16 protein-coding genes are annotated in these 19,935 nt (G+C 39.2%); all 16 read right to left on the bottom strand.

Annotation, left to right across the window (positions count from 1 at the left end; all coding sequences use genetic code 11):
• Positions 1 to 384: 384 nt before the first annotated feature.
• The 16 genes from prmC to MKY78_RS12580 all read right to left on the bottom strand — a co-directional run bounded on the left by prmC (position 385) and on the right by MKY78_RS12580 (position 19,931).
• A complete protein-coding gene (gene prmC / locus MKY78_RS12655; protein ID WP_339213119.1) occupies positions 385 to 1,236 on the bottom strand; it encodes a peptide chain release factor N(5)-glutamine methyltransferase in 852 nt (283 codons plus the stop codon).
• A 1-nt stretch (position 1,237) separates the two neighbouring features.
• Positions 1,238 to 2,308: a peptide chain release factor 1 gene (gene prfA, locus MKY78_RS12650; RefSeq protein WP_339213117.1), complete on the bottom strand. Its 1,071-nt coding sequence runs from the start codon at positions 2,306 to 2,308 to the stop codon at positions 1,238 to 1,240.
• A 278-nt stretch (positions 2,309 to 2,586) separates the two neighbouring features.
• On the bottom strand, positions 2,587 to 3,207 hold the full coding sequence (locus MKY78_RS12645) for a thymidine kinase (RefSeq protein WP_339213115.1): 621 nt from the start codon (positions 3,205 to 3,207) through the stop codon (positions 2,587 to 2,589).
• A 312-nt stretch (positions 3,208 to 3,519) separates the two neighbouring features.
• Positions 3,520 to 3,765 carry a type B 50S ribosomal protein L31 gene (locus MKY78_RS12640; RefSeq protein WP_186868313.1) on the bottom strand — a complete coding sequence of 82 codons (246 nt, stop codon included), beginning with the start codon at positions 3,763 to 3,765 and terminating at the stop codon, positions 3,520 to 3,522.
• Between the two features lie 168 nt (positions 3,766 to 3,933).
• Positions 3,934 to 5,214, bottom strand: coding sequence for a transcription termination factor Rho (rho, locus tag MKY78_RS12635; RefSeq protein WP_186868312.1), 1,281 nt, complete (start codon positions 5,212 to 5,214; stop codon positions 3,934 to 3,936).
• Positions 5,215 to 5,693: 479 nt separating this feature from the next.
• On the bottom strand, positions 5,694 to 6,665 hold the full coding sequence (gene glpX / locus MKY78_RS12630) for a class II fructose-bisphosphatase (RefSeq protein ID WP_339213114.1): 972 nt from the start codon (positions 6,663 to 6,665) through the stop codon (positions 5,694 to 5,696).
• 213 nt (positions 6,666 to 6,878) lie between these two features.
• Complete coding sequence (locus tag MKY78_RS12625; RefSeq protein ID WP_339213113.1) at positions 6,879 to 8,165, bottom strand: UDP-N-acetylglucosamine 1-carboxyvinyltransferase; 1,287 nt, start codon at positions 8,163 to 8,165, stop codon at positions 6,879 to 6,881.
• Positions 8,166 to 8,313: 148 nt separating this feature from the next.
• Positions 8,314 to 8,961 (bottom strand): fructose-6-phosphate aldolase, encoded by a 648-nt coding sequence (gene fsa, locus MKY78_RS12620; RefSeq protein WP_339213112.1) that lies wholly within the window; start codon positions 8,959 to 8,961, stop codon positions 8,314 to 8,316.
• Positions 8,962 to 9,081: 120 nt separating this feature from the next.
• Entirely contained in the window at positions 9,082 to 9,936 is an 855-nt protein-coding gene (fba, locus tag MKY78_RS12615; RefSeq protein WP_339213110.1) for a class II fructose-1,6-bisphosphate aldolase, read from the bottom strand.
• 123 nt (positions 9,937 to 10,059) lie between these two features.
• Positions 10,060 to 10,422 (bottom strand): response regulator, encoded by a 363-nt coding sequence (locus MKY78_RS12610; protein ID WP_339213109.1) that lies wholly within the window; start codon positions 10,420 to 10,422, stop codon positions 10,060 to 10,062.
• Between the two features lie 256 nt (positions 10,423 to 10,678).
• Positions 10,679 to 12,286 carry a CTP synthase gene (locus MKY78_RS12605; protein ID WP_339213107.1) on the bottom strand — a complete coding sequence of 536 codons (1,608 nt, stop codon included), beginning with the start codon at positions 12,284 to 12,286 and terminating at the stop codon, positions 10,679 to 10,681.
• 658 nt (positions 12,287 to 12,944) lie between these two features.
• On the bottom strand, positions 12,945 to 13,478 hold the full coding sequence (gene rpoE, locus MKY78_RS12600) for a DNA-directed RNA polymerase subunit delta (protein WP_339213106.1): 534 nt from the start codon (positions 13,476 to 13,478) through the stop codon (positions 12,945 to 12,947).
• Positions 13,479 to 13,956: 478 nt separating this feature from the next.
• Complete coding sequence (icmF, locus tag MKY78_RS12595; protein WP_339213105.1) at positions 13,957 to 17,199, bottom strand: fused isobutyryl-CoA mutase/GTPase IcmF; 3,243 nt, start codon at positions 17,197 to 17,199, stop codon at positions 13,957 to 13,959.
• Positions 17,177 to 17,839, bottom strand: coding sequence for a TetR/AcrR family transcriptional regulator (locus tag MKY78_RS12590; protein ID WP_339213103.1), 663 nt, complete (start codon positions 17,837 to 17,839; stop codon positions 17,177 to 17,179). Before MKY78_RS12590 ends, icmF begins: the two co-directional genes overlap by 23 nt.
• Positions 17,840 to 17,842: 3 nt before the next feature.
• The gene (gene meaB / locus MKY78_RS12585) at positions 17,843 to 18,775 is read right to left on the bottom strand and encodes a methylmalonyl Co-A mutase-associated GTPase MeaB (protein ID WP_339213102.1); all 933 of its coding nucleotides are present in this window, start codon (positions 18,773 to 18,775) and stop codon (positions 17,843 to 17,845) included.
• Positions 18,776 to 18,791: 16 nt separating this feature from the next.
• The gene (locus MKY78_RS12580) at positions 18,792 to 19,931 is read right to left on the bottom strand and encodes an acyl-CoA dehydrogenase (RefSeq protein WP_339213101.1); all 1,140 of its coding nucleotides are present in this window, start codon (positions 19,929 to 19,931) and stop codon (positions 18,792 to 18,794) included.
• Between the last annotated feature and the right edge of the window lie 4 nt (positions 19,932 to 19,935).

The raw sequence follows: 19,935 nt of genomic DNA, 5'->3' as shown, positions 1-19,935 counted from the left end.
CCCACAATTTGATTTAGTCACAGTATGGACAGAAGAAGATGTATTTAAACTAGTAATCTAGTATTTTTTTATTCAACAGTATAGAAAGAAACATCATATAAAGCTAAAACGCAATACATGGACTAGATACCTATAGACTAGAGAGGGATTTAAAGAGGAGGAATTACTATCCACAATAGAAAAAGCAACTCTTTCTAATGCAAGAGGTCCAGCTATAACCTGTTGGTGATGTAATGACACTCATTTATGGTCGGGATGATATTCCTTGCATGATGTAGCCTAACAGGTAGGACAAAGCGAAAAAAGTTAAAAACCGAATGATGCACATATCCAGCGTGGACAATGCCATATTTCATTCGGTTTATCGTTCTTTCCTCTATTCAACTAAAGATTTTTTGCTGAAACAATTCGGTCCTTGCCATTTATATCCTTCCTAACCGTTACACTACTTTCAGGAAATGTTTGCTGAAGCAAATCTTGAACTGCCTTCCCTTGTAAATGACCGATTTCAAAGGCAATACTTCCACCGGAAAGAATAGCGGCTGGCAGCTGAGATATTATTTTTTTATATGCAAAAAGCCCATTATCTTCTGCAAACAATGCTATCTCAGGATCATAATTAACTACGGTATCTGAAAGCTCAGACCGCTCTTCCTCGGCAATATATGGTGGGTTCGAAACGATGATATCAGCACGTAAGCCCTGTTTTACAAAAGGATCTAAAAAATCGCCTTGTAAAAATGTAACATTAGCCGCTAGATCTTCTGCGTTCTTCTTAGCCATTCCTAATGCATCTGGTGAAATATCGATTGCATACACGTCAGCATTCGGTAATTCCAGGGCTAGTGTAATCGCAATAACCCCGCTACCCGTTCCAACATCAACAATGGTAATCGGTTTGTCCTTCGGTGCATGCTCCATTACATGGAGAACTAGCTCCTCCGTTTCCGGACGTGGAATTAATACATTTTCATTTACGGAGTATTTTCTTCCATAGAACATCTCATACCCCATTAAATGTTGGATTGGAATCCCAGTTTCGGCATGCTTCACCACATCAGCACGAAACTTCTCTATAATATGCTGTGGGATGTCTTCACGCATTTGCGCAAAATATTGCGTCCTTGACACATTCAAATGGTGTTGAAGTAACAGCACAGCTACTCGTGTTTCCCGATTGTTTTTCTCTAAAAAAAGAGAAGCCCACTCTAGGACTTCGTATTGTTTTTGTGCCATGTTATTCACCAATTTGTTCTAATTTTTTCGTTTGTTCTTCCATAATTAAAGCATCGATGACTTCATCAAGCTTCCCTTCTAAAATCTGGTCAAGCTTTTGAATGGTAAGTCCAATGCGATGGTCTGTTACACGGTTTTGCGGGAAGTTATAGGTACGAATACGCTCTGAACGATCCCCAGTACCGACAGCCGATTTACGGTTTTCATCAATCTCTGCCTGTGCTTCTTGTTGGAATTTATCATATACACGTGCACGAAGAATCTTCATCGCTTTTTCTTTGTTTTTAATTTGCGATTTTTCATCCTGCATGGATACGACTATTCCAGTTGGTAAGTGGGTTAGGCGAACAGCAGACATGGTTGTGTTAACACTCTGTCCACCAGGTCCACTAGAGGCGAATGTATCAACACGAATATCCTTTTCGTGAATTTCCACTTCTACTTCTTCTGCTTCCGGAAGTACTGCCACAGTAGCTGTTGACGTATGGATACGACCGCCTGATTCTGTTTCCGGAACACGCTGTACACGATGTGCACCGTTTTCATACTTCAGTTTAGAATACGCGCCATTACCTTTAACCATGAAAATAATTTCCTTGTAACCACCGACCCCTGTCGTATGGGCCTCCATTACCTCGGTTTTCCAGCCTTGAGTCTCTACAAAGCGGCTATACATGCGGTAAAGATCACCAGCAAATAATGCTGCTTCATCCCCACCAGCAGCACCACGAATTTCCACGAACACGTCCTTATCATCGTTCGGATCCTTCGGCAGAAGAAGAATTTTCATTCGATCCTCTAATTCTTCCTTCGATTCGGTTAGTTCAGCAATTTCTGACTTTACCATCACTTGCATTTCGCTATCCAGGTCATCCTCTAGCATTTCCTTTGCGTCCTTTAGTTGTTCGGTTACATCTTTATATTCACGGTAGGCCTGTACAACATCTTCTAGTCCAGCCTGTTCCTTCGAATAATCACGTAACTTTTTCGTATCGCTAATTACTTCTGGGTCACTTAATAATTCATTTAATTTATTATAACGATCTTCCAATGTTTGCAAACGATCTATCATCACGGTCACCTCACTCAGATTAACAGTATAATTATAGTATACGGAGCCCTCTAGGTCAAAATTCTTCCGGCATTATCACCTGGAACAAGCAGATAAAGATCCTCACGATAAGACAGGAACACTACATCCTATGGAGGGGAATACGAAAAAACCCGAGCTAATTCAACTCCGTATGAGAGAATTTAGTTCGAGTTTATTAAACAGAGAGGAATGGTTAACCATCTTTTCCGTTAGGAATAGAAAAGCAAATAGGAGCTTTTCTAAAGGTTAACGCTGCTTTACTTCCCTACATTCATCAATTTCCGCATTTCAGAGCTCATCGGACGGTTTGGTACATCATGGTGGTGACGGCATCTTGGTTCATAGGATTCTGATGCACCAACCAGTATGATTGGGTCATTATAGGAAGCTGGTTGTCCATTAATTAAGCGTTGTGTACGACTTGCAGGAGATCCACAAATTGGGCAGATTGCATTTAGCTTTGTAACCGATTCAGCTAAGGCCATTAAGACAGGCATAGGGCCGAATGGTTCACCGCGAAAATCTCTATCTAAGCCAGCAGCGATGACACGAATGCCTTGGTCTGCTAGTTGTTCTGCAACATCAATAATACCATCATCGAAGAATTGTGCTTCATCTATTCCAACTATTTCAATGCCGTCTTGAATATTTTCTAGTATATCTTTAGAAGTATCCACTGGAGTTGCCGTTACCGAATTTCCGTTATGAGATACAACGGCTACATCATCGTAACGATTATCAATTGCGGGTTTAAACACTTGTACCTTTTGGTTCGCATAGGTTGCTCTTCTTACTCGTCGAATTAATTCTTCGGATTTACCTGAAAACATGCTGCCACAGATTACTTCTAGCCAGCCACTTTGCTTCATAACATACATGCTTCTTGGATCTCCCTTCATTCTTCTATGTTCATGCTTATCATCTGTGAATTTATTTAAGTAAAAACGTATTAATTTATCGTTTAAAATACTTCATTTTATTATGCAGGTGGTAAGAGCTTTTATACGTTCCTATCTATTAAGAAAAAAGTAGGACGTCCAAAGCTAGACCGCTCTCGAGTTTGTACTTGTCTTATCTTTTAAATAAAAAACAGGCAAAGCATAATTGATTTGCCTGTTTCTACCAGAATGATTAATCTCATCCAACTGTGTATTACTTAGTCTCACTACTACATGTAGTGATAACTAATCTTATTTCATATTATATTTCTTCTTGAAGCGATCTACACGTCCACCAACTGTATCAGCTTTCTGCTTACCAGTATAGAAAGGATGTGATTCAGAGCTAATCTCCACACGAATCAATGGGTATGTGTTACCATCTTCCCACTCAATTGTTTCGTCTGAATGCTTTGTTGAACCGCTTAAGAATTTGAAGTCTGAGCTAGTATCTAAAAATACTACTTTTCTGTACTCAGGATGAATTCCTTCTTTCATGTCTTTCACTCCTTCTGCCCTGAATCCTTTGGAAACAGAGTTATTTTAAGAGCCACAATTAGGTATAAACCTTTTCTAAACTCACTAAAAAATTATAACAATCTGCGTGACTATTTGCAAGTAGCTATTGTTATATTTCATAGAGAAAAAAGCGATAAAGCCCTCTAATTATCTTCCAGAACGTTTACGCTGCATTTCTTCTTCTAGCTTTTGTAAAAATTCTTGGTTACCTTCTGATGCTTTTAGTTTTCTTAGGAAGCGTTCCAGAAAATCAGGCGAATCTTGCATTGTTTTACGAATTGCCCACATTTTGTCAAGCTGTTGCTTGTCTACTAACAACTCTTCTTTCCGTGTACCGGAACGTAAAATATCGATAGCTGGGAATATTCTACGATTTGCCAGGTTACGATCTAGATGTAATTCCATATTACCAGTACCTTTAAACTCTTCATAAATAACATCGTCCATACGAGAACCCGTATCTACTAGTGCTGTCGCAAGAATCGTGAAGCTTCCACCTTCTTCAATATTACGCGCAGCTCCAAAGAAACGTTTTGGTCGGTGGAATGCCGCAGGATCAATACCACCTGATAGTGTACGACCACTTGGTGGGATAACGAGGTTATATGCACGTGCTAAGCGCGTAATACTATCCATTAGGACAATGACATCACGCTTATGCTCTACTAAGCGCATCGCACGCTCTAATACAAGTTCAGATACTTTAATATGATTTTCAGGTACTTCGTCAAAGGTAGAGCTTACCACATCCACATCCGGGTGTACCGAGCGTTCGATATCGGTTACTTCCTCAGGACGTTCATCAACTAATAAGATAATCAGTTTGGCTTCTGGATGATTTACCGAAATACTATTTGCAATTTCCTTTAATAGCATCGTTTTACCAGCCTTTGGAGGGGCAACAATTAATCCACGTTGACCAAATCCAACCGGTGCCATTAAATCCATAATTCTAGTGGAAAGCTTGTTCGATTTTGTTTCAAGCTTCATTAAACGGTCCGGGTAAAGTGCTGTTAAGGCCGGGAAGTGGACACGTTCTTTAGACGAATCAGGATCTTCCCCATTTACCGCGTCTACATGTAGTAACCCATAGTAACGTTCGTTTTCTTTTGGAGGACGAACCTTACCAGATACTTTATCACCATTTCGCAAGTCAAAACGACGGATTTGAGAGGCAGAAATATAAATATCTTCTGCACTTGGCGAATAATTAATTGGTCGTAAGAAACCGAATCCTTCTGAAGGAATAATCTCTAAAACGCCATCCATAAATAGAAATCCATCTTTTTCTGCTTGTGCTTTTAAAATTGCAAAGATAAGTTCTTTTTTCGTTAGTTTCGCATAGTAAGATACTTTATATTCTCTTGCTAATGCATAAATTTCTTTTAACGTTAGTTCTTGAAGTTTACTTAGTGTTAATTCAGCCATATTCACCACGCCTATTCATATACATTTTACTATTTTGATAGAAACATCACTGGTTATGTACATACATATACAAAAACAGCAAAGAATCTTTGATACCGGAGTATTTTAATTTGATAAGACTTATCTGATTAGTATTAAATGAATTATTGCTTCCTGATGTGAAATCTTAATTTAGAAGGGAAGAATAGTTAGAAGCTAGAATAGAAGTTTTCGGCTTCTCTAGTAGTAGAGAAGGCGATAGATTAATTTTTCTTATATTTTGTATATTAACCAAACAATACTTATCTTAAACATTTACAATGTTAACCGTTTTAAAAGGATTATTCAATACTTTTTTTCATTTGGAAAATGAGTTTCTAGTGTAGGGTAGAGTAAACCAATATAAACTGGTTATAAGTGGAATGGTATCCTTTGCTTTCCTAAGTAGATAGACTGGAAAACATCGACACAAGAGCCGATGTTTTCCATGTATATGAGTATTATTCCGGTTTCATTACTAAATTGGGTTTTTTTCTTAAACTATGCTCTCCATCAATAAAACGAACTGTTCCGCTTTTCGCTCGCATTACAACGGTTTGTGTCTTAGCTTTGGTCCCCTTGAACTGGACTCCCTTTAATAGCTCACCATCGGTTACGCCGGTTGCTGCAAAGATAGCATCATCTCCACCACAAAAGTCATCCATATAAAAGACTTTATCGATATCGGTAATGCCCATTTTATGGCATCTAGCAATTTCCTCATCATTCTGTGGTACAAGCTGTCCTTGCATTTCACCACCTAAGCATTTCAAGGCCATGGCAGCGATAACACCTTCAGGGGCACCACCTGTTCCCATAAATAAATCAATTCCGGTTTCATCGAATGCTGTATTAATTGCAGCTGCAACATCACCATCTTGAATTAGTCTAATTCTCGCTCCTGCTTCCCGAATTTCTTCGATTATCTGCTGATGGCGAGGACGATCTAATAAGATGACTACAAGGTCTTCTACCTCTTTATTTTTAGCTTTCGCCACTGCTTTTAAGTTATCAATAGTTGGTGCATTAATATTAACTTTGCCCACCGCTTCAGGTCCAACGGCAATTTTTTTCATATACATGTCTGGTGCATGGAGAACTTTACCATGGTCGCCAATTGCGATAACGGTAAGGGCGTTGGTTGTACCTTTAGCAACAATATTCGTCCCTTCTAACGGGTCAACCGCAATGTCTACTAATGGTCCAGTACCAGTGCCTAATTTCTCTCCTATGTATAGCATTGGGGCCTCGTCCATTTCGCCTTCTCCAATTACTACTGTACCTCGCATCGGTATGGTGTCAAATACGTCTCGCATTGCTGTAGTTGCTGCATCATCTGCTTCTTCCTTTTTTCCTCTTCCCATCCATCGGGCTGAGGCAAGTGCTGCTGCTTCTGTAACACGTACGATTTCCATTGTTAGACTTCTTTCCATGATTTCCATCTCCTTTAAATAAATAGCCTCATCCCAAAAAGGTTTATTTATTTAAATGTATCGGTAAAAAATAGTAAGCCTGCGATTCAAATACGTTGTTTTTAAGAGACGATAGGTGAGCCTCCTGACAAGCGAATAGCGGAGTTCACCCTCACCTCTGTGTACGCTAGCTTTATAGCAGTTGATAAGATTTCATTATGATTTGCGATAGACCTAAGAGTTTTGAAATTGGATGATTTCTTCTTCAGACAAGTCTTCTCGCCAAACATTTGCACCGAGATTGTTTAGCTTTTGAGTCATGTTTTCATAGCCTCGGTCTATATGTTCTAATCCAGTGATTTCGGTAATACCCTTAGCCATTAAGCCTGCTATGACTAAAGCGGCACCTGCCCGGAGATCGCTTGCTTTTACTCGTGCGCCTTCTAGTTGGACTGGTCCAGTGACAATAACAGAGCCACCTTCTACCTTGACAACGGCATTCATTCTTCTCAACTCATCTACATGTTTAAGTCTCGCCGAATATATCGTGTCTGTTACAACACCAGTATTATGGGCCTTAGTCAGCAGACTAGTAAAAGGCTGCTGTAGGTCAGTTGGAAAACCAGGGTATACTAATGTTTTAATATCCACGCTTTTTAGTGGGTTCCTTGATGCGATGTATAGTTGGTCGTCTGAGTCTTCTACGGTAATACCCATTTCGCGTAGTTTCGCTAGCAATGATTCTAAATGCTGCGGAATTACATTATCAATGATTACTTCGTTACCAGCGGCTGCAGCTGCAATAGCATAGGTACCTGCTTCGATTCGGTCAGGTATAATGGTATGTCTACATCCATGTAAGGATGGTACTCCTTCGATGCGAATAACATCTGTACCAACACCCTTAATTTTGGCACCCATATTGGTTAGTAAGGTTGCTACGTCAATAATTTCTGGTTCTTTAGCTGCATTCTCAATAACGGTTTTACCCTTTGCTCGAACTGCAGCAAGCATAATATTAATTGTCGCACCTACACTAACGACATCTAAATAAATTCTTGCACCTGTTAGCTCTTTAGCTCGTAGGTATATAGCACCTTGTTCGTTCGTCACTTCAGCACCTAATGCTTCAAAGCCTTTAATATGTTGGTCAATCGGACGTGGGCCTAAAAAACAACCACCCGGTAAGCCGATTACTGCTTTACCGAACTTACCAAGCATCGCCCCCATAAAATAGTAGGAAGCACGAAGCTTCTTTACTTTCCCATTTGGCAATGGCATCGAGATCATGTTTTCCGGATTTATATGTACCGTTTGTCCATCCCAGCTTACATTACCGCCGATTTCTTCTAACAAATCACTAAGTGTATACACATCCGAAATTTCAGGCAAGCCTTCAATCGTAACTTGTGAATCCGCCAAAATCGCTGCCGGTAAGAGTGCTACCGCGCTGTTTTTCGCGCCACTGATGCGAACCTTTCCATTTAAGACATGACCGCCCTCAACTATCATTTTTTGCATGTTTTAACCCCGCTTTTGAGGTGAGAATGTAACTTGTACATCCTCCACTTATTTAAATAGTATTCCAGTTATTTTTTTTATTTAAAACAAAAAGCGAATATACTGGTTATTTTAAAAATAGTTTAACCTTGAGAATTTATTCTAATAATTATTGATTTGCTTTATTCCAATCTGCAATAAATCTTTCAATTCCTTGATCTGTTAATGGGTGTTTAACAAGCTGACTTAATACATTATAAGGAACTGTCGCAATATGAGCTCCGTTAAGTGCTGCATCTGTTACGTGTAGTGGATGTCTGATACTCGCTGCAATAATCTCAGTTTCAATGCCATGACGATCAAAAATATCGGCAATCGTTGCGATTAATTCCATCCCATTATGACCAATATCATCAAGACGACCTAGGAACGGTGATACATAGGTTGCACCTGCTCTAGCAGCAAGTAGTGCTTGGTTTGGATTAAAGATAAGTGTTACATTCGTTTTAATCCCTTTATCACTGAAAGCTTTTACTGCTTTTAAACCTTCTAAAGTCATAGGTACTTTAATCGTAATGTTTGGTGCAATAGCAGCAAGCTCTAATCCTTCTTTAATCATACCCTCTGCATCTTCTGACATTACCTCTGCACTAACTGATCCAACAGAAACTTCTGAAGTAATTTCACGTAGACGATCATGGAAGGATACGCCTTCTTTTGCTACTAAGCTTGGGTTAGTTGTAACTCCCGCTAAAATCCCTAACTCATTTGCAGAACGAATTTCCTCAATGTTTGCAGTATCAATAAAAAACTTCATCTTGTTGCCTCCCCAATATTAATTTATTCCTTTTGTTATAGGAATAGCCCTAACTGTTTCACGCTACATTATGGTATACGTAGGACAATGCAAAACAGAGAGGGCATTTTATTCATGTTATTAAGCTTTATTAGAAGATCCGAATTCGCGCATTTTACCAATAACAGTTTGCTTGATTGCTTCTGTACCTGGTCCTAAGTATTTACGAGGATCGTAAACTTCTGTATTGTCATTTAATACTTGGCGAATCGCTTTTGTTTGAGCAATTTGGTTCTCTGTATTGACATTGATTTTAGCAGTACCAAAAGAAATTGCTTTTTGAATATCCTTAGTAGGAATTCCAGTACCACCATGTAATACTAATGGAACTTGGGTTAAGTTAAGAATTTCTTCCATTTCTTTAAATCCTAAGTTTGGTTCACCTTGATAAGGACCGTGAACAGAACCTAATGCTGGTGCTAAGCAATCAATTCCAGCTTCTTTTACTAGACGTAAGCACTCCTGTGGATCAGCATAATTGATGCCACCAATAACACCATCTTCTTCTCCACCAACAGTTCCAACCTCTGCTTCAACAGAAACACCGTGGATATGTGCTAATTCTACTACCTTTTTCGTTAATGCAATATTTTCCTCAATTGGAGAATGTGAAGCATCGATCATAACAGAAGTAAATCCTGCATGAATAGCTTGGGCAACTTTTTCAAAGCTTGAACCATGGTCTAAGTGAATCGCTACAGGAACTGTAGTACCATACTCTTCCATTAAAGCTTTTACCATTGCTACTACTACTTTAAAACCACCCATATATTTCCCAGCACCTTCAGATACTCCTAAAATAACTGGTGATTTTTCTGCCTCAGCAGCCTGCAGGATAGCTTGTATGTACTCCAAGTTATTTATATTGAATTGTCCAACAGCATAGCCGTTGTCCTTAGCCTTTTCTAGCATATCTTTCATTGATACTAATGGCATTTGTTTTTCCTCCTTCTGATATATGAAAATCCTTATATGATTGTTCACTTCAGTATAAGAATACCAATACAAATGCCATGGTGCAAGATTATAGTGTTAGTGTTTTATTTTCAAATATTTCTACTAATCTGCAAGTAGTTGGTTTATATATCCTTTAAATTCCATCACATCAAATGGCTTAGAGAGTACTTTTGTAATAGATGATAGTTGATATATTTCATCTGTTAAGCTCTCTGCTAAGCCACTCATAAGGACAATCTTTATTTGTTTGTTATCTCTATCTAATTGTTTAATCACTTCAATACCATCGATAATCGGCAGCTTATAATCAATGATCATTAAATCAATCTTATGTAGATTTATTAGCTCTAATGCTTCTTTCCCTGTTTGAGCAGTATAGACCGTATAGCCATCAGCTGCCAATAAATCTTCCAGTAACAGTCTTATCCCTACTTCATCATCCACCACTAAAATGTTTCGATTCATTTCGACAATACCCCCTTTTTTGATTAACTATTCGACAGAAACCCCCAAAACCCTTCTTTTTAACGAACACCACATGTGGTACTTTTTGGAATCTATTTAGTTAATCATTGCATGTTGTAAAGTAAATGCCCTATACTATACCCCCTTGAATAAAAGTTAAACTTAATTTGAATATAGCAAAAAAGCCGCGATTCGTACCCTTTCAAGTACAAATTTGCGACTTTTTTACTATTCTTATTAACGATAACGATTTCGATTATTGGTTCTTTTGTTCTACAGCTGCACCAATAAATCCTTTGAATAGATTTTGAGGTCTTGTCGGACGAGATTTAAACTCTGGATGGAACTGACATGCGACAAACCATGGGTGGTCAGCAATTTCGACAGTTTCCACTAAACGTCCATCTGGACTGGTACCTGAGAAAATAAATCCTTTTGCTTCCATTTCCTCACGATACTCATTATTAAATTCATAACGATGACGATGGCGTTCCTCAATCATATCTACCCCGTCATATGCTGCTTTTGTTTTTGTACCATCTTTTAACTTACAAGGATACAAGCCTAGACGTAATGTTCCACCTAAGTCTTCCACATCCTTCTGTTCTGGAAGTAAGTCAATGATTGGATGTGTTGTATTCGGATTAATTTCCGCTGAATGTGCATCTTCATACCCTAATACATTACGCGCGAACTCTACTGTAGCCAACTGCATTCCTAAGCAAATACCAAGGAATGGTACTTTATTTTCACGTGCATAACGAATTGCTTCAATTTTTCCTTCGATTCCACGATCACCGAATCCACCTGGCACGATAATCCCGTCAACCTGTGATAGTTTTTCTCTGATTGATTGCGCATCTAATTTTTCTGAGTTAATCCATTGAACATGAATATCAGCATCAAATGCATATCCTGCGTGTTTTAGTGATTCAACAACAGAGATATAAGCATCTTGTAGCTCAACATATTTACCGACTAAGCCAATCGTAACTTTCTTCGATAAATTACATACACGGTCAACTAGCTTTTTCCATTCTGTCATATCTGCAGGTCCTGCCTCTAAGCCAAAATGATCGCAAACAATCTGATCAAGGTGTTGAGCTTGTAGTGCTAGTGGAATTTCGTATAGATTTGCAGCATCACGCATTTCAATCACTGCTTCTTCATCAATATCACAGAATAGGGCAATTTTACCCTTCATTTCTTCGCTGATTTCGTGTTCTGTACGTAATACTACGGCATCTGGTTGAATACCTAATGAACGTAATTCTTTCACACTATGCTGAGTTGGTTTCGTCTTCAGTTCACCAGCCGCTTTAATATATGGTACTAATGTACAATGGATATACATGACATTTTTCTTGCCGATATCGCTTTTCACTTGGCGAATTGCTTCTAAAAACGGTAGTGATTCGATATCCCCTACAGTACCACCAATTTCTGTAATAACAACATCCGCACCTGTTGCTTCACTTGCTCGGAAAACTTGGTCTTTAATCTCGTTTGTAATATGTGGAATTACTTGTACAGTCCCACCTAAATAATCTCCACGTCGTTCTTTACGAATAACGTTAGAGTACACTTTACCAGTTGTAATATTGCTATATTTATTTAAATTCTCATCAATAAAGCGCTCATAATGTCCTAAATCCAAATCGGTTTCTGCACCATCATCTGTTACAAAAACTTCCCCATGCTGATAAGGACTCATTGTACCTGGATCGACATTAATATATGGATCAAATTTTTGAATGGTAACTTTTAAACCACGGTTCTTTAATAATCTTCCAATTGATGCTGCTGTAATTCCTTTTCCTAAAGATGACACTACGCCACCAGTGACAAAAATATACTTAGCCACAACTATCCCTCTTTCTATATATAATAAATAATAAGTGCGACCACTGTTTGTATTTATTGTGCACACTATTCTCCAATAGAATCAGAGAAAACAAAAATAAAACAGTGATGCTCGGGTTAGGCATCTTTTTTTATTTGATTGCTATAAAAAGAACAATTCTCCAACCAAGGCTCTAGGCGAGGCTGGGACATAACGAAAAGAATTAAATGTAAAACCAGATGATACAAGATACTAGCTCCGGAAATATACGTAGACTCCTACTGGAGGATAGGGCAAGGTTGAGACCCCTAAAGAAGTAGCACGAGGAGGCTCACCAGCCGCCCGCGAACCGCAAGTATATTTCCGGAGCGGGGTCCTTGCTCATCATTCAGTTTTTCCTTTAAGATAAATTCTTTTGTCCCAGCCACGTGCACATGATTAGAGAGAATAACAATCTATAAAAAAGCCCTAAAAAAATAAAAAACAAGAATCAACACCAGTATGTAGAAAAGAATTTAACCACATCTTCTCTTCCGCCACTAGGGATTAGATTCCCATTAAAAGCTTGTTTAAAACACAAAAAGCGCCTCCCCATATAAGGGGAAACGCTTTGAATAAATAAATTAAAGAGCCCAATACAAATTGTACTAACCTGTCTTCTAAAAGTCAAGCAGTCATTTTATTTATCTTCTTCAAAATCCTCATCGATTTCATCTTCATCAATCTCATTTAAGTCTTCTAGCTCATCTTCAATCTCGTCTTCATCATCAAAGTCATCATCAAGATCTTCGTCAAAATCTTCATCAATGTCATCAAAATCATCGTCTTCGTCTAACAGAACATCATCATCATCTAAATCAAGATCTAAGTCATCGTCAAGATCTAAATCATCATCCAGTTTCTTCTTCGCTTTTTTCTTCTTCTTCTTCGGTTCATTATGAATGTCTTCATCAATTTGTTCAAATGGATACCAACGCTTTAGTCCCCACATATTAGAACCAAGCGTAATGAATCTGCCATCCACATTTAGATCCGTATAGAATTGTGCTAACATGTCATCCTTTTGCTCATCCGTAAACTCTTTTAATTCTGCAATTTTATTAAAAATATCTCTAAAGTCTAGTGCCTTTGTTTCTTCTGTTAGTATTTCTTTTGCCAACTCTAGCATTGACATTTTTGTGATTTCCTCGCGGCTAAGATTTTCCAAGCTCACAATACCGCACTCCCTTTTCATTAATATATCGATTTGTTAGAATAACTTGATTGGTAAAGATTGAACCACATACTCTAACACGTAATAAAAAGCCAATCCTATTTGGGATTACTCTTGTTGATTTATGGTATGTATGTTTTTAAAAGCTATCATACATTATAAACAAATTATGCAGGAATTATCAAATTTATTTTCTTGTTTTTACAGTTTATTTACTACCAGAATCCCCTAAATTGGAAATTTAAGGAGATCAATACGTGCAGCCCGAATACACTTCGCCTTTCTATGGGGGATAGTGAGTCTTAATGAGCTTTGCTAGTCGACATTCTTCTAAGTCATGAATCCCATATAGGCTGTACGTATTCGGGCTATTCCATACTCCTTACTATGTTCTAATACCGTTCACTAGAAAAACTCGCATTTGCTTATGCCGATAGAAATTATAATACTATCTACCTACTAGGCAAAAAAACACTTCCTACATATTTCTTCTATACTGCCCACCTACTTCATATAAGGCAGTAGTAATTTGACCAAGGGAGGCTACTTTTACAGTTTCCATTAGTTCCTCGAAGATGTTTCCACCTGATGCCGCTACTTGCTTTAATTTCTTAAGTGCTGTCTCTGCTTCGTGTTTATGTTTGTCTTGGAATTTCTTTAGCTCCTGGATTTGGTGCTCTTTTTCTTCCTTTGTCGCACGTGCAAGCTCCATGGAATCTATTTCTTCCTCTGATGGTGGATTAGGGTTTAGGTATGTGTTGACGCCAATAATTGGAAGCTCACCAGAGTGTTTCTTTCCTTCATAGTATAGTGATTCCTCTTGGATTTTCCCTCGTTGATATTGCCGCTCCATCGCCCCTAATACACCGCCGCGATCATTAATACGTTCAAATTCCTGTAGCACAGCCTCTTCCACCAAATCGGTTAGCTCATCAACAATAAATGACCCTTGTAGAGAGTTTTCATTTTTCGTTAAACCGAATTCACGGTTAATAATCATTTGAATTGCCATCGCTCGTCGAACTGATTCCTCTGTTGGTGTTGTAATCGCCTCATCATATGCATTCGTATGAAGTGAATTTGTATTATCTTGGATTGCGATTAATGCTTGCAGGGTTGTGCGAATATCATTAAAATCAATTTCTTGTGCATGTAAGGACCGGCCAGATGTTTGAATATGGTATTTTAATTTTTGACTGCGCTCATTAGCCCCGTACTTATCCCGCATCGTGACAGCCCAAATTCGTCGAGCAACCCGACCAATCACCGTATACTCTGGATCTAACCCATTAGAGAAGAAGAAGGATAGGTTCGGTGCAAACTGATTAATATCCATTCCACGGCTTAAATAGTATTCTACATACGTAAAGCCATTAGCTAATGTAAAGGCAAGCTGGGTAATTGGGTTTGCCCCTGCTTCTGCAATATGATAGCCAGAAATAGAAACGGAGTAATAATTGCGAACGTGATGATCAATAAAATACTCCTGGATATCTCCCATCATCCGAAGCGCAAACTCTGTTGAGAAAATACATGTATTTTGCCCTTGGTCTTCTTTTAAAATATCCGCTTGAACGGTACCTCGGACTACTGCTAAAGTATCCGCTTTTATTTTTTCATACTCTTCTGGGGCTACTTTTCTCCCCTTTTCTGTTTCAAACTTCTCCACCTGCTGATCTATCGCTGTATTAAAGAACATCGCTAAAATAATCGGAGCCGGACCATTGATCGTCATGGATACAGAGGTTAATGGATCGGTTAAGTCAAAGCCTTTGTATAGTTTCTTCATATCATCTAACGTACATATATTTACACCACTTTCTCCGATCTTTCCGTAAATATCTGGGCGATAGGCTGGGTCCTCTCCATATAAGGTTACCGAGTCAAAGGCAGTCGATAACCGTTTGGCATCATCATTTCTAGATAAGTAGTGGAAACGACGATTCGTACGCTCTGGTGTACCTTCTCCTGCAAATTGACGAGTAGGATCCTCTCCCTTTCGCTTAAATGGGAAGACACCAGCTGTAAAAGGAAATGCACCTGGAACATTTTCCTTTAATAGCCAGCGCAATCGTTCCCCCCAGTCCATATATTTCGGAAAAGCAACTTTAGGAATTTTCAAGCCAGCTAGTGATTCAGTAGTAAGCTCCATATGAATTTCCTTATCACGGATCTTAAAGGTATACGTGTCACCCGAATAGCTTTCCTTTGTTTTATCCCATGATTCCAGTAATTGCTTGGCGGCTTGAGAAAGTTTGGCCTCATATGTTTTATAAGTGGTCTCTAGTGAAGCGTTTACATTTTCGTCCTCGATTAACTCCATAGCACCATGTAATTGGTATAACTTGCTTGCTAACTCACTTTGCTCTTTGGCAAACTTTTGATAGTTACGAACATGGGTCGCAATTTCACGCAAATAATGGCGACGCTCATTAGTAATAATTAAATTTTGCTTTTCAGAAATCGTATGACGATCGAAATCGACCTGCTCATTCCAATCATATTTCTCATTCAATTTATCAATGAGCGCTGCAAAAAGTGCATTCGTACCACTATCATTAAACTGACTAGCGATAGTCCCAAAGACAGGGAAGGTCTCCTTATCCTGATGGAACAGCATATGACTACGCTCATATTGTTTACGCACTTGATTTAATGCATCCTCAGAGCCCTTTTGTTCAAATTTATTAATCACGATAAAGTCAGCGAAATCAATCATATCAATCTTCTCAAGCTGTGTCGGCGCCCCATATTCAGAGGTCATGACATACATGGATAAATCCGTTATTTCTGTAATTGCAGCATCTCCTTGACCAATACCACTCGTTTCTACCACAATAAAGTCATAGCCAGAAGCACGCACAACCTGTATGACATCTTCAATAGCTTTAGATAACTCACTACTAGAATCTCTCGTAGCTAACGAGCGCATATAGACACGATCTGTAAAAATAGCGTTCATGCGAATACGGTCCCCTAATAAGGCACCACCCGTCTTCCGCTTTGTTGGGTCAATGGAGATAATGGCAACTTTTCTATCTGGAATTTCATTCAGATAACGACGAATTACTTCATCTGTTAGGGAACTTTTTCCCGCACCACCAGTACCTGTAATACCAAGAACCGGGATATTTGAGTTTGATAATTCTTGTAAAGCATCCAGTACTTCCTTCTTTTCCGAATCCGAGATCTCTCCATTTTCTACAAAGGTGATAAGCCTCGCCATCGCTTGACGGTCACCCGCTTGTAGGCGTTCTAACTGGTTTTCAATATCAAATGGTGGCAAGAAATCGCATTCCTCAAGCATGAGATTAATCATCCCTTGTAGCCCGTGTTTACGACCATCTTCTGGGGAGAAAATTCGCGTTACCCCATATTGGTGTAATTCCTTAATTTCGCGTGGGATGATGACACCACCACCGCCACCAAAGACTTTAATATGACCAGCCCCCAGTTCCTTTAGAAGGTCGACCATATATTTAAAATATTCGACATGTCCGCCTTGATAAGAGGAAATCGCAATTCCTTGCACATCCTCTTGAATCGCTGCATGTACTACTTCCTCTACGGAACGATTATGACCGAGGTGAATAACCTCGGCTCCACTCGCTTGTAATATTCTACGCATAATATTAATGGACGCATCATGCCCATCGAATAGGCTTGATGCCGTAACAAAGCGAACAGGATGCTTTGTTTTATATACGGTTACCTGTTCCATTCTCACCCCTCCAATTCAATTCGTCTCGATTTATTCCCATTGCAGAAAGTGTATACGAAAGCTGCTTATCGATATATTCCTCTAATGTAAAATCCTTTTGTATCATCCACCTGCGAAAACTCCACATATGACCGTGAATTAATATATTATTCGCCAACAATGCTGTATCTTGTTTAGGCAATGGATGAGGGATACACGTGATAATAGCTTTCTCCAACATAGCCGCCATTTCGCGTTCCTTGTCTAAAATAGCACTTCTCGTTTCTTTACTAAGTGATTTAACCTCTTGATATAAAACCAGAATTTCTTCCTGCATCTCATCCATCAATCGGAAAAAGGATGTAATCAGATTACAAAGTGTTTCCGTTGACGGTTTCTTCAAATCCACTACGGCTTCAAGCCGTTTTTCCACTTCCCCATGAATAGATTCACAGACAAGGTATAGTACATCTTCTTTCGTACGGATATATTCATAAAGGGTTCCAATACTAAATCCGGATTCTTTCGCAATTTCTCTTGTTGTCGTGCGATGAAATCCCTTTTCTTTAAATAACGTTAAGGCACCTTTAATCATTTGATTTCGCCTTTTCTTAATTAATCCTTCATCTTTTACAGAAGATAGAACCTTATTCTCCAACATGAGCTATCTCCCTTCTTTTTTCCACTTGTAGTACCAATCCATTGCTTGCTTATAAGGATCACTATTTACTAGCTTACGATTAAATTCAGGTTGAACTTGGACAAATTGGTATACATCGCGCCAAATTTCATCTCGAATCAGTTCCAGGACTTCTAGCTGGTGTCTTTCTTCTCTTCGCTTTTCCCCTTCTGTCGTGCGATATAAATAGTCATGATGTTCTTTCAGCTTTTCCCATAACGTATCAATCCCTTGATTTTCCGTGGTGATGGTCTTGACAATTGGTGTTTGATGTTCAGCGGATTTGGTAATATGGACTAACTCTCTTAATAACGCTCTCAGCTTACCAACTCCTGGTAAATCTGCCTTATTAATAATAAACAAATCGGCTATCTCCATAATACCGGCTTTAAATATTTGCAGGACATCACCACTATTGGGTGTTAGAACGAGAGCGGTCGTATCGACGATTTTCATAATATCAAGCTCGGATTGCCCAACTCCAACGGTTTCGACCATAATGACATCAAAGCCAAACGCATCACAAAGTCTTAAAGCATCCTTTGTTGCACGAGCAAGCCCACCAAGGCTTCCACGTGTTGCCATACTCCTGATAAAAACCCCATCATCAATAAAATGCTCATTCATCCGGACCCTGTCCCCTAGTAGTGCCCCTCCACTAAAGGGGCTAGTAGGATCCACAGCGATAACAGCGACGGTTTTTCCTTCTTGTCGGATATGAGAGATTAAACGATTTACTAGTGAGCTTTTTCCGGCACCAGGTGAACCAGTTAGTCCGATATACATCCCATTTTTCTTGATCTGATAAGCATCTTGCATAATTTGCAGCTTATCTTCATGATTATTTTCTACCAATGTAATGGCTCTTGCTAGAGCACGAATGTCCTGCACCTGAATTCGTTCAACTAACTGGTGCATCCTCCTACCATCCTCTCTATTTCGTTACCATTCTACCAATAACAAGGCGTTGTATTTCCTGTGTTCCTTCATAGATTTGGGTAATTTTGGCATCGCGCATAAAACGCTCTACTGGGTAGTCTTTTGTATAACCATATCCACCATATATTTGAACAGCTTCCACTGTTGTTCTCATTGCCACATCCCCGGCAAACAGCTTCGACATGGCTGATGCTTTACCATATGGTTTTCCTTCTGATTCCAACCAAGCAGCTTGATAGGTTAATAGTCGAGCCGCTTCAATTTCCGTTGCCATGTCCGCTAGCTTGAATGAAATCCCTTGATTGTGAGCAATCGGCTTACCAAACTGTTCCCGTTCCTTGGCATAGCTCGTCGCAGCGTCTAGTGCCCCTTGAGCAATACCAACCGCTTGTGCAGCTATTCCATTACGCCCACCATCTAGCGTTGACATGGCAATTTTAAAGCCTTCTCCCTCTTCACCAAGAAGATTCTCCTTTGGCACACGGCAATTTTCAAATATTAATTCTGTAGTAGGTGAGGAACGAATTCCTAGCTTCTTTTCTTTTTTTCCAAAGGAGAAGCCTTCTGTACCTTTTTCTACAATAAAGGCACTGATTCCCTTATGGCGTGCATCAACATCTGTCTTAGCAAATACAACATAAATATCAGCTACACCACCATTGGTAATCCAGACTTTGCTTCCATTTAAAACATAATGATCGCCATCTAACTTCGCAGTCGTTCTCATAGAGGCAACATCACTACCTGCACCAGGTTCTGATAATGCATAGGCCCCTAATGCTTCCCCTGTAGCTAGACGATAAAGGAAGTTAAGCTTCTGTTCTTCATTTCCATATTTATAAATCGGCCAGCTTGCCAGGGAAAGATGCGCGGATAATGTAACCCCAGTAGAAGCACATACACGAGATAATTCTTCTACCGCAATGACATAACTGACATAGTCTGCACCAATACCACCATACGCTTCCGGCCAAGGAATTCCGGTTAAACCAAGTTCCGCCATCTTATCAAAAATCTCCCGGTCAAACCGTTCTTCTTCATCACGCTCTGCTGAGGTTGGTTCGACTTCTTTCCTTGCAAAATCCTGTACCATTTTACGTAGCATTTCTTGTTCTTCAGTTAGTTGAAAATTCATCTTC

The sequence above is a fragment of the Ornithinibacillus sp. FSL M8-0202 genome, assembly GCF_037975285.1.
Classification (GTDB): domain Bacteria; phylum Bacillota; class Bacilli; order Bacillales; family Amphibacillaceae; genus Ornithinibacillus; species Ornithinibacillus massiliensis.
Note: the sequence above shows the minus strand (reverse complement) of the source record. Positions and strands in the feature narration are given on the sequence as shown.

Excerpts from the sequence above, each read along its gene's own strand:
- MKY78_RS12610 (WP_339213109.1), bottom strand. The coding sequence starts at position 10,422 with ATGAATCGAAACATTTTAGTGGTGGATGATGAAGTAGGGATAAGACTG.
- MKY78_RS12625 (WP_339213113.1), bottom strand. The coding sequence starts at position 8,165 with ATGCAAAAAATGATAGTTGAGGGCGGTCATGTCTTAAATGGAAAGGTT.
- fba (WP_339213110.1), bottom strand. The coding sequence starts at position 9,936 with ATGCCATTAGTATCAATGAAAGATATGCTAGAAAAGGCTAAGGACAAC.
- MKY78_RS12640 (WP_186868313.1), bottom strand. The coding sequence starts at position 3,765 with ATGAAAGAAGGAATTCATCCTGAGTACAGAAAAGTAGTATTTTTAGAT.
- fsa (WP_339213112.1), bottom strand. The coding sequence starts at position 8,961 with ATGAAGTTTTTTATTGATACTGCAAACATTGAGGAAATTCGTTCTGCA.
- prmC (WP_339213119.1), bottom strand. The coding sequence starts at position 1,236 with ATGGCACAAAAACAATACGAAGTCCTAGAGTGGGCTTCTCTTTTTTTA.
- meaB (WP_339213102.1), bottom strand. The coding sequence starts at position 18,775 with ATGCACCAGTTAGTTGAACGAATTCAGGTGCAGGACATTCGTGCTCTA.
- prfA (WP_339213117.1), bottom strand. The coding sequence starts at position 2,308 with ATGATAGATCGTTTGCAAACATTGGAAGATCGTTATAATAAATTAAAT.
- rho (WP_186868312.1), bottom strand. The coding sequence starts at position 5,214 with ATGGCTGAATTAACACTAAGTAAACTTCAAGAACTAACGTTAAAAGAA.
- MKY78_RS12590 (WP_339213103.1), bottom strand. The coding sequence starts at position 17,839 with ATGTTGGAGAATAAGGTTCTATCTTCTGTAAAAGATGAAGGATTAATT.
- MKY78_RS12580 (WP_339213101.1), bottom strand. The coding sequence starts at position 19,931 with ATGAATTTTCAACTAACTGAAGAACAAGAAATGCTACGTAAAATGGTA.
- glpX (WP_339213114.1), bottom strand. The coding sequence starts at position 6,665 with ATGGAAAGAAGTCTAACAATGGAAATCGTACGTGTTACAGAAGCAGCA.
- icmF (WP_339213105.1), bottom strand. The coding sequence starts at position 17,199 with ATGGAACAGGTAACCGTATATAAAACAAAGCATCCTGTTCGCTTTGTT.
- MKY78_RS12645 (WP_339213115.1), bottom strand. The coding sequence starts at position 3,207 with ATGTATGTTATGAAGCAAAGTGGCTGGCTAGAAGTAATCTGTGGCAGC.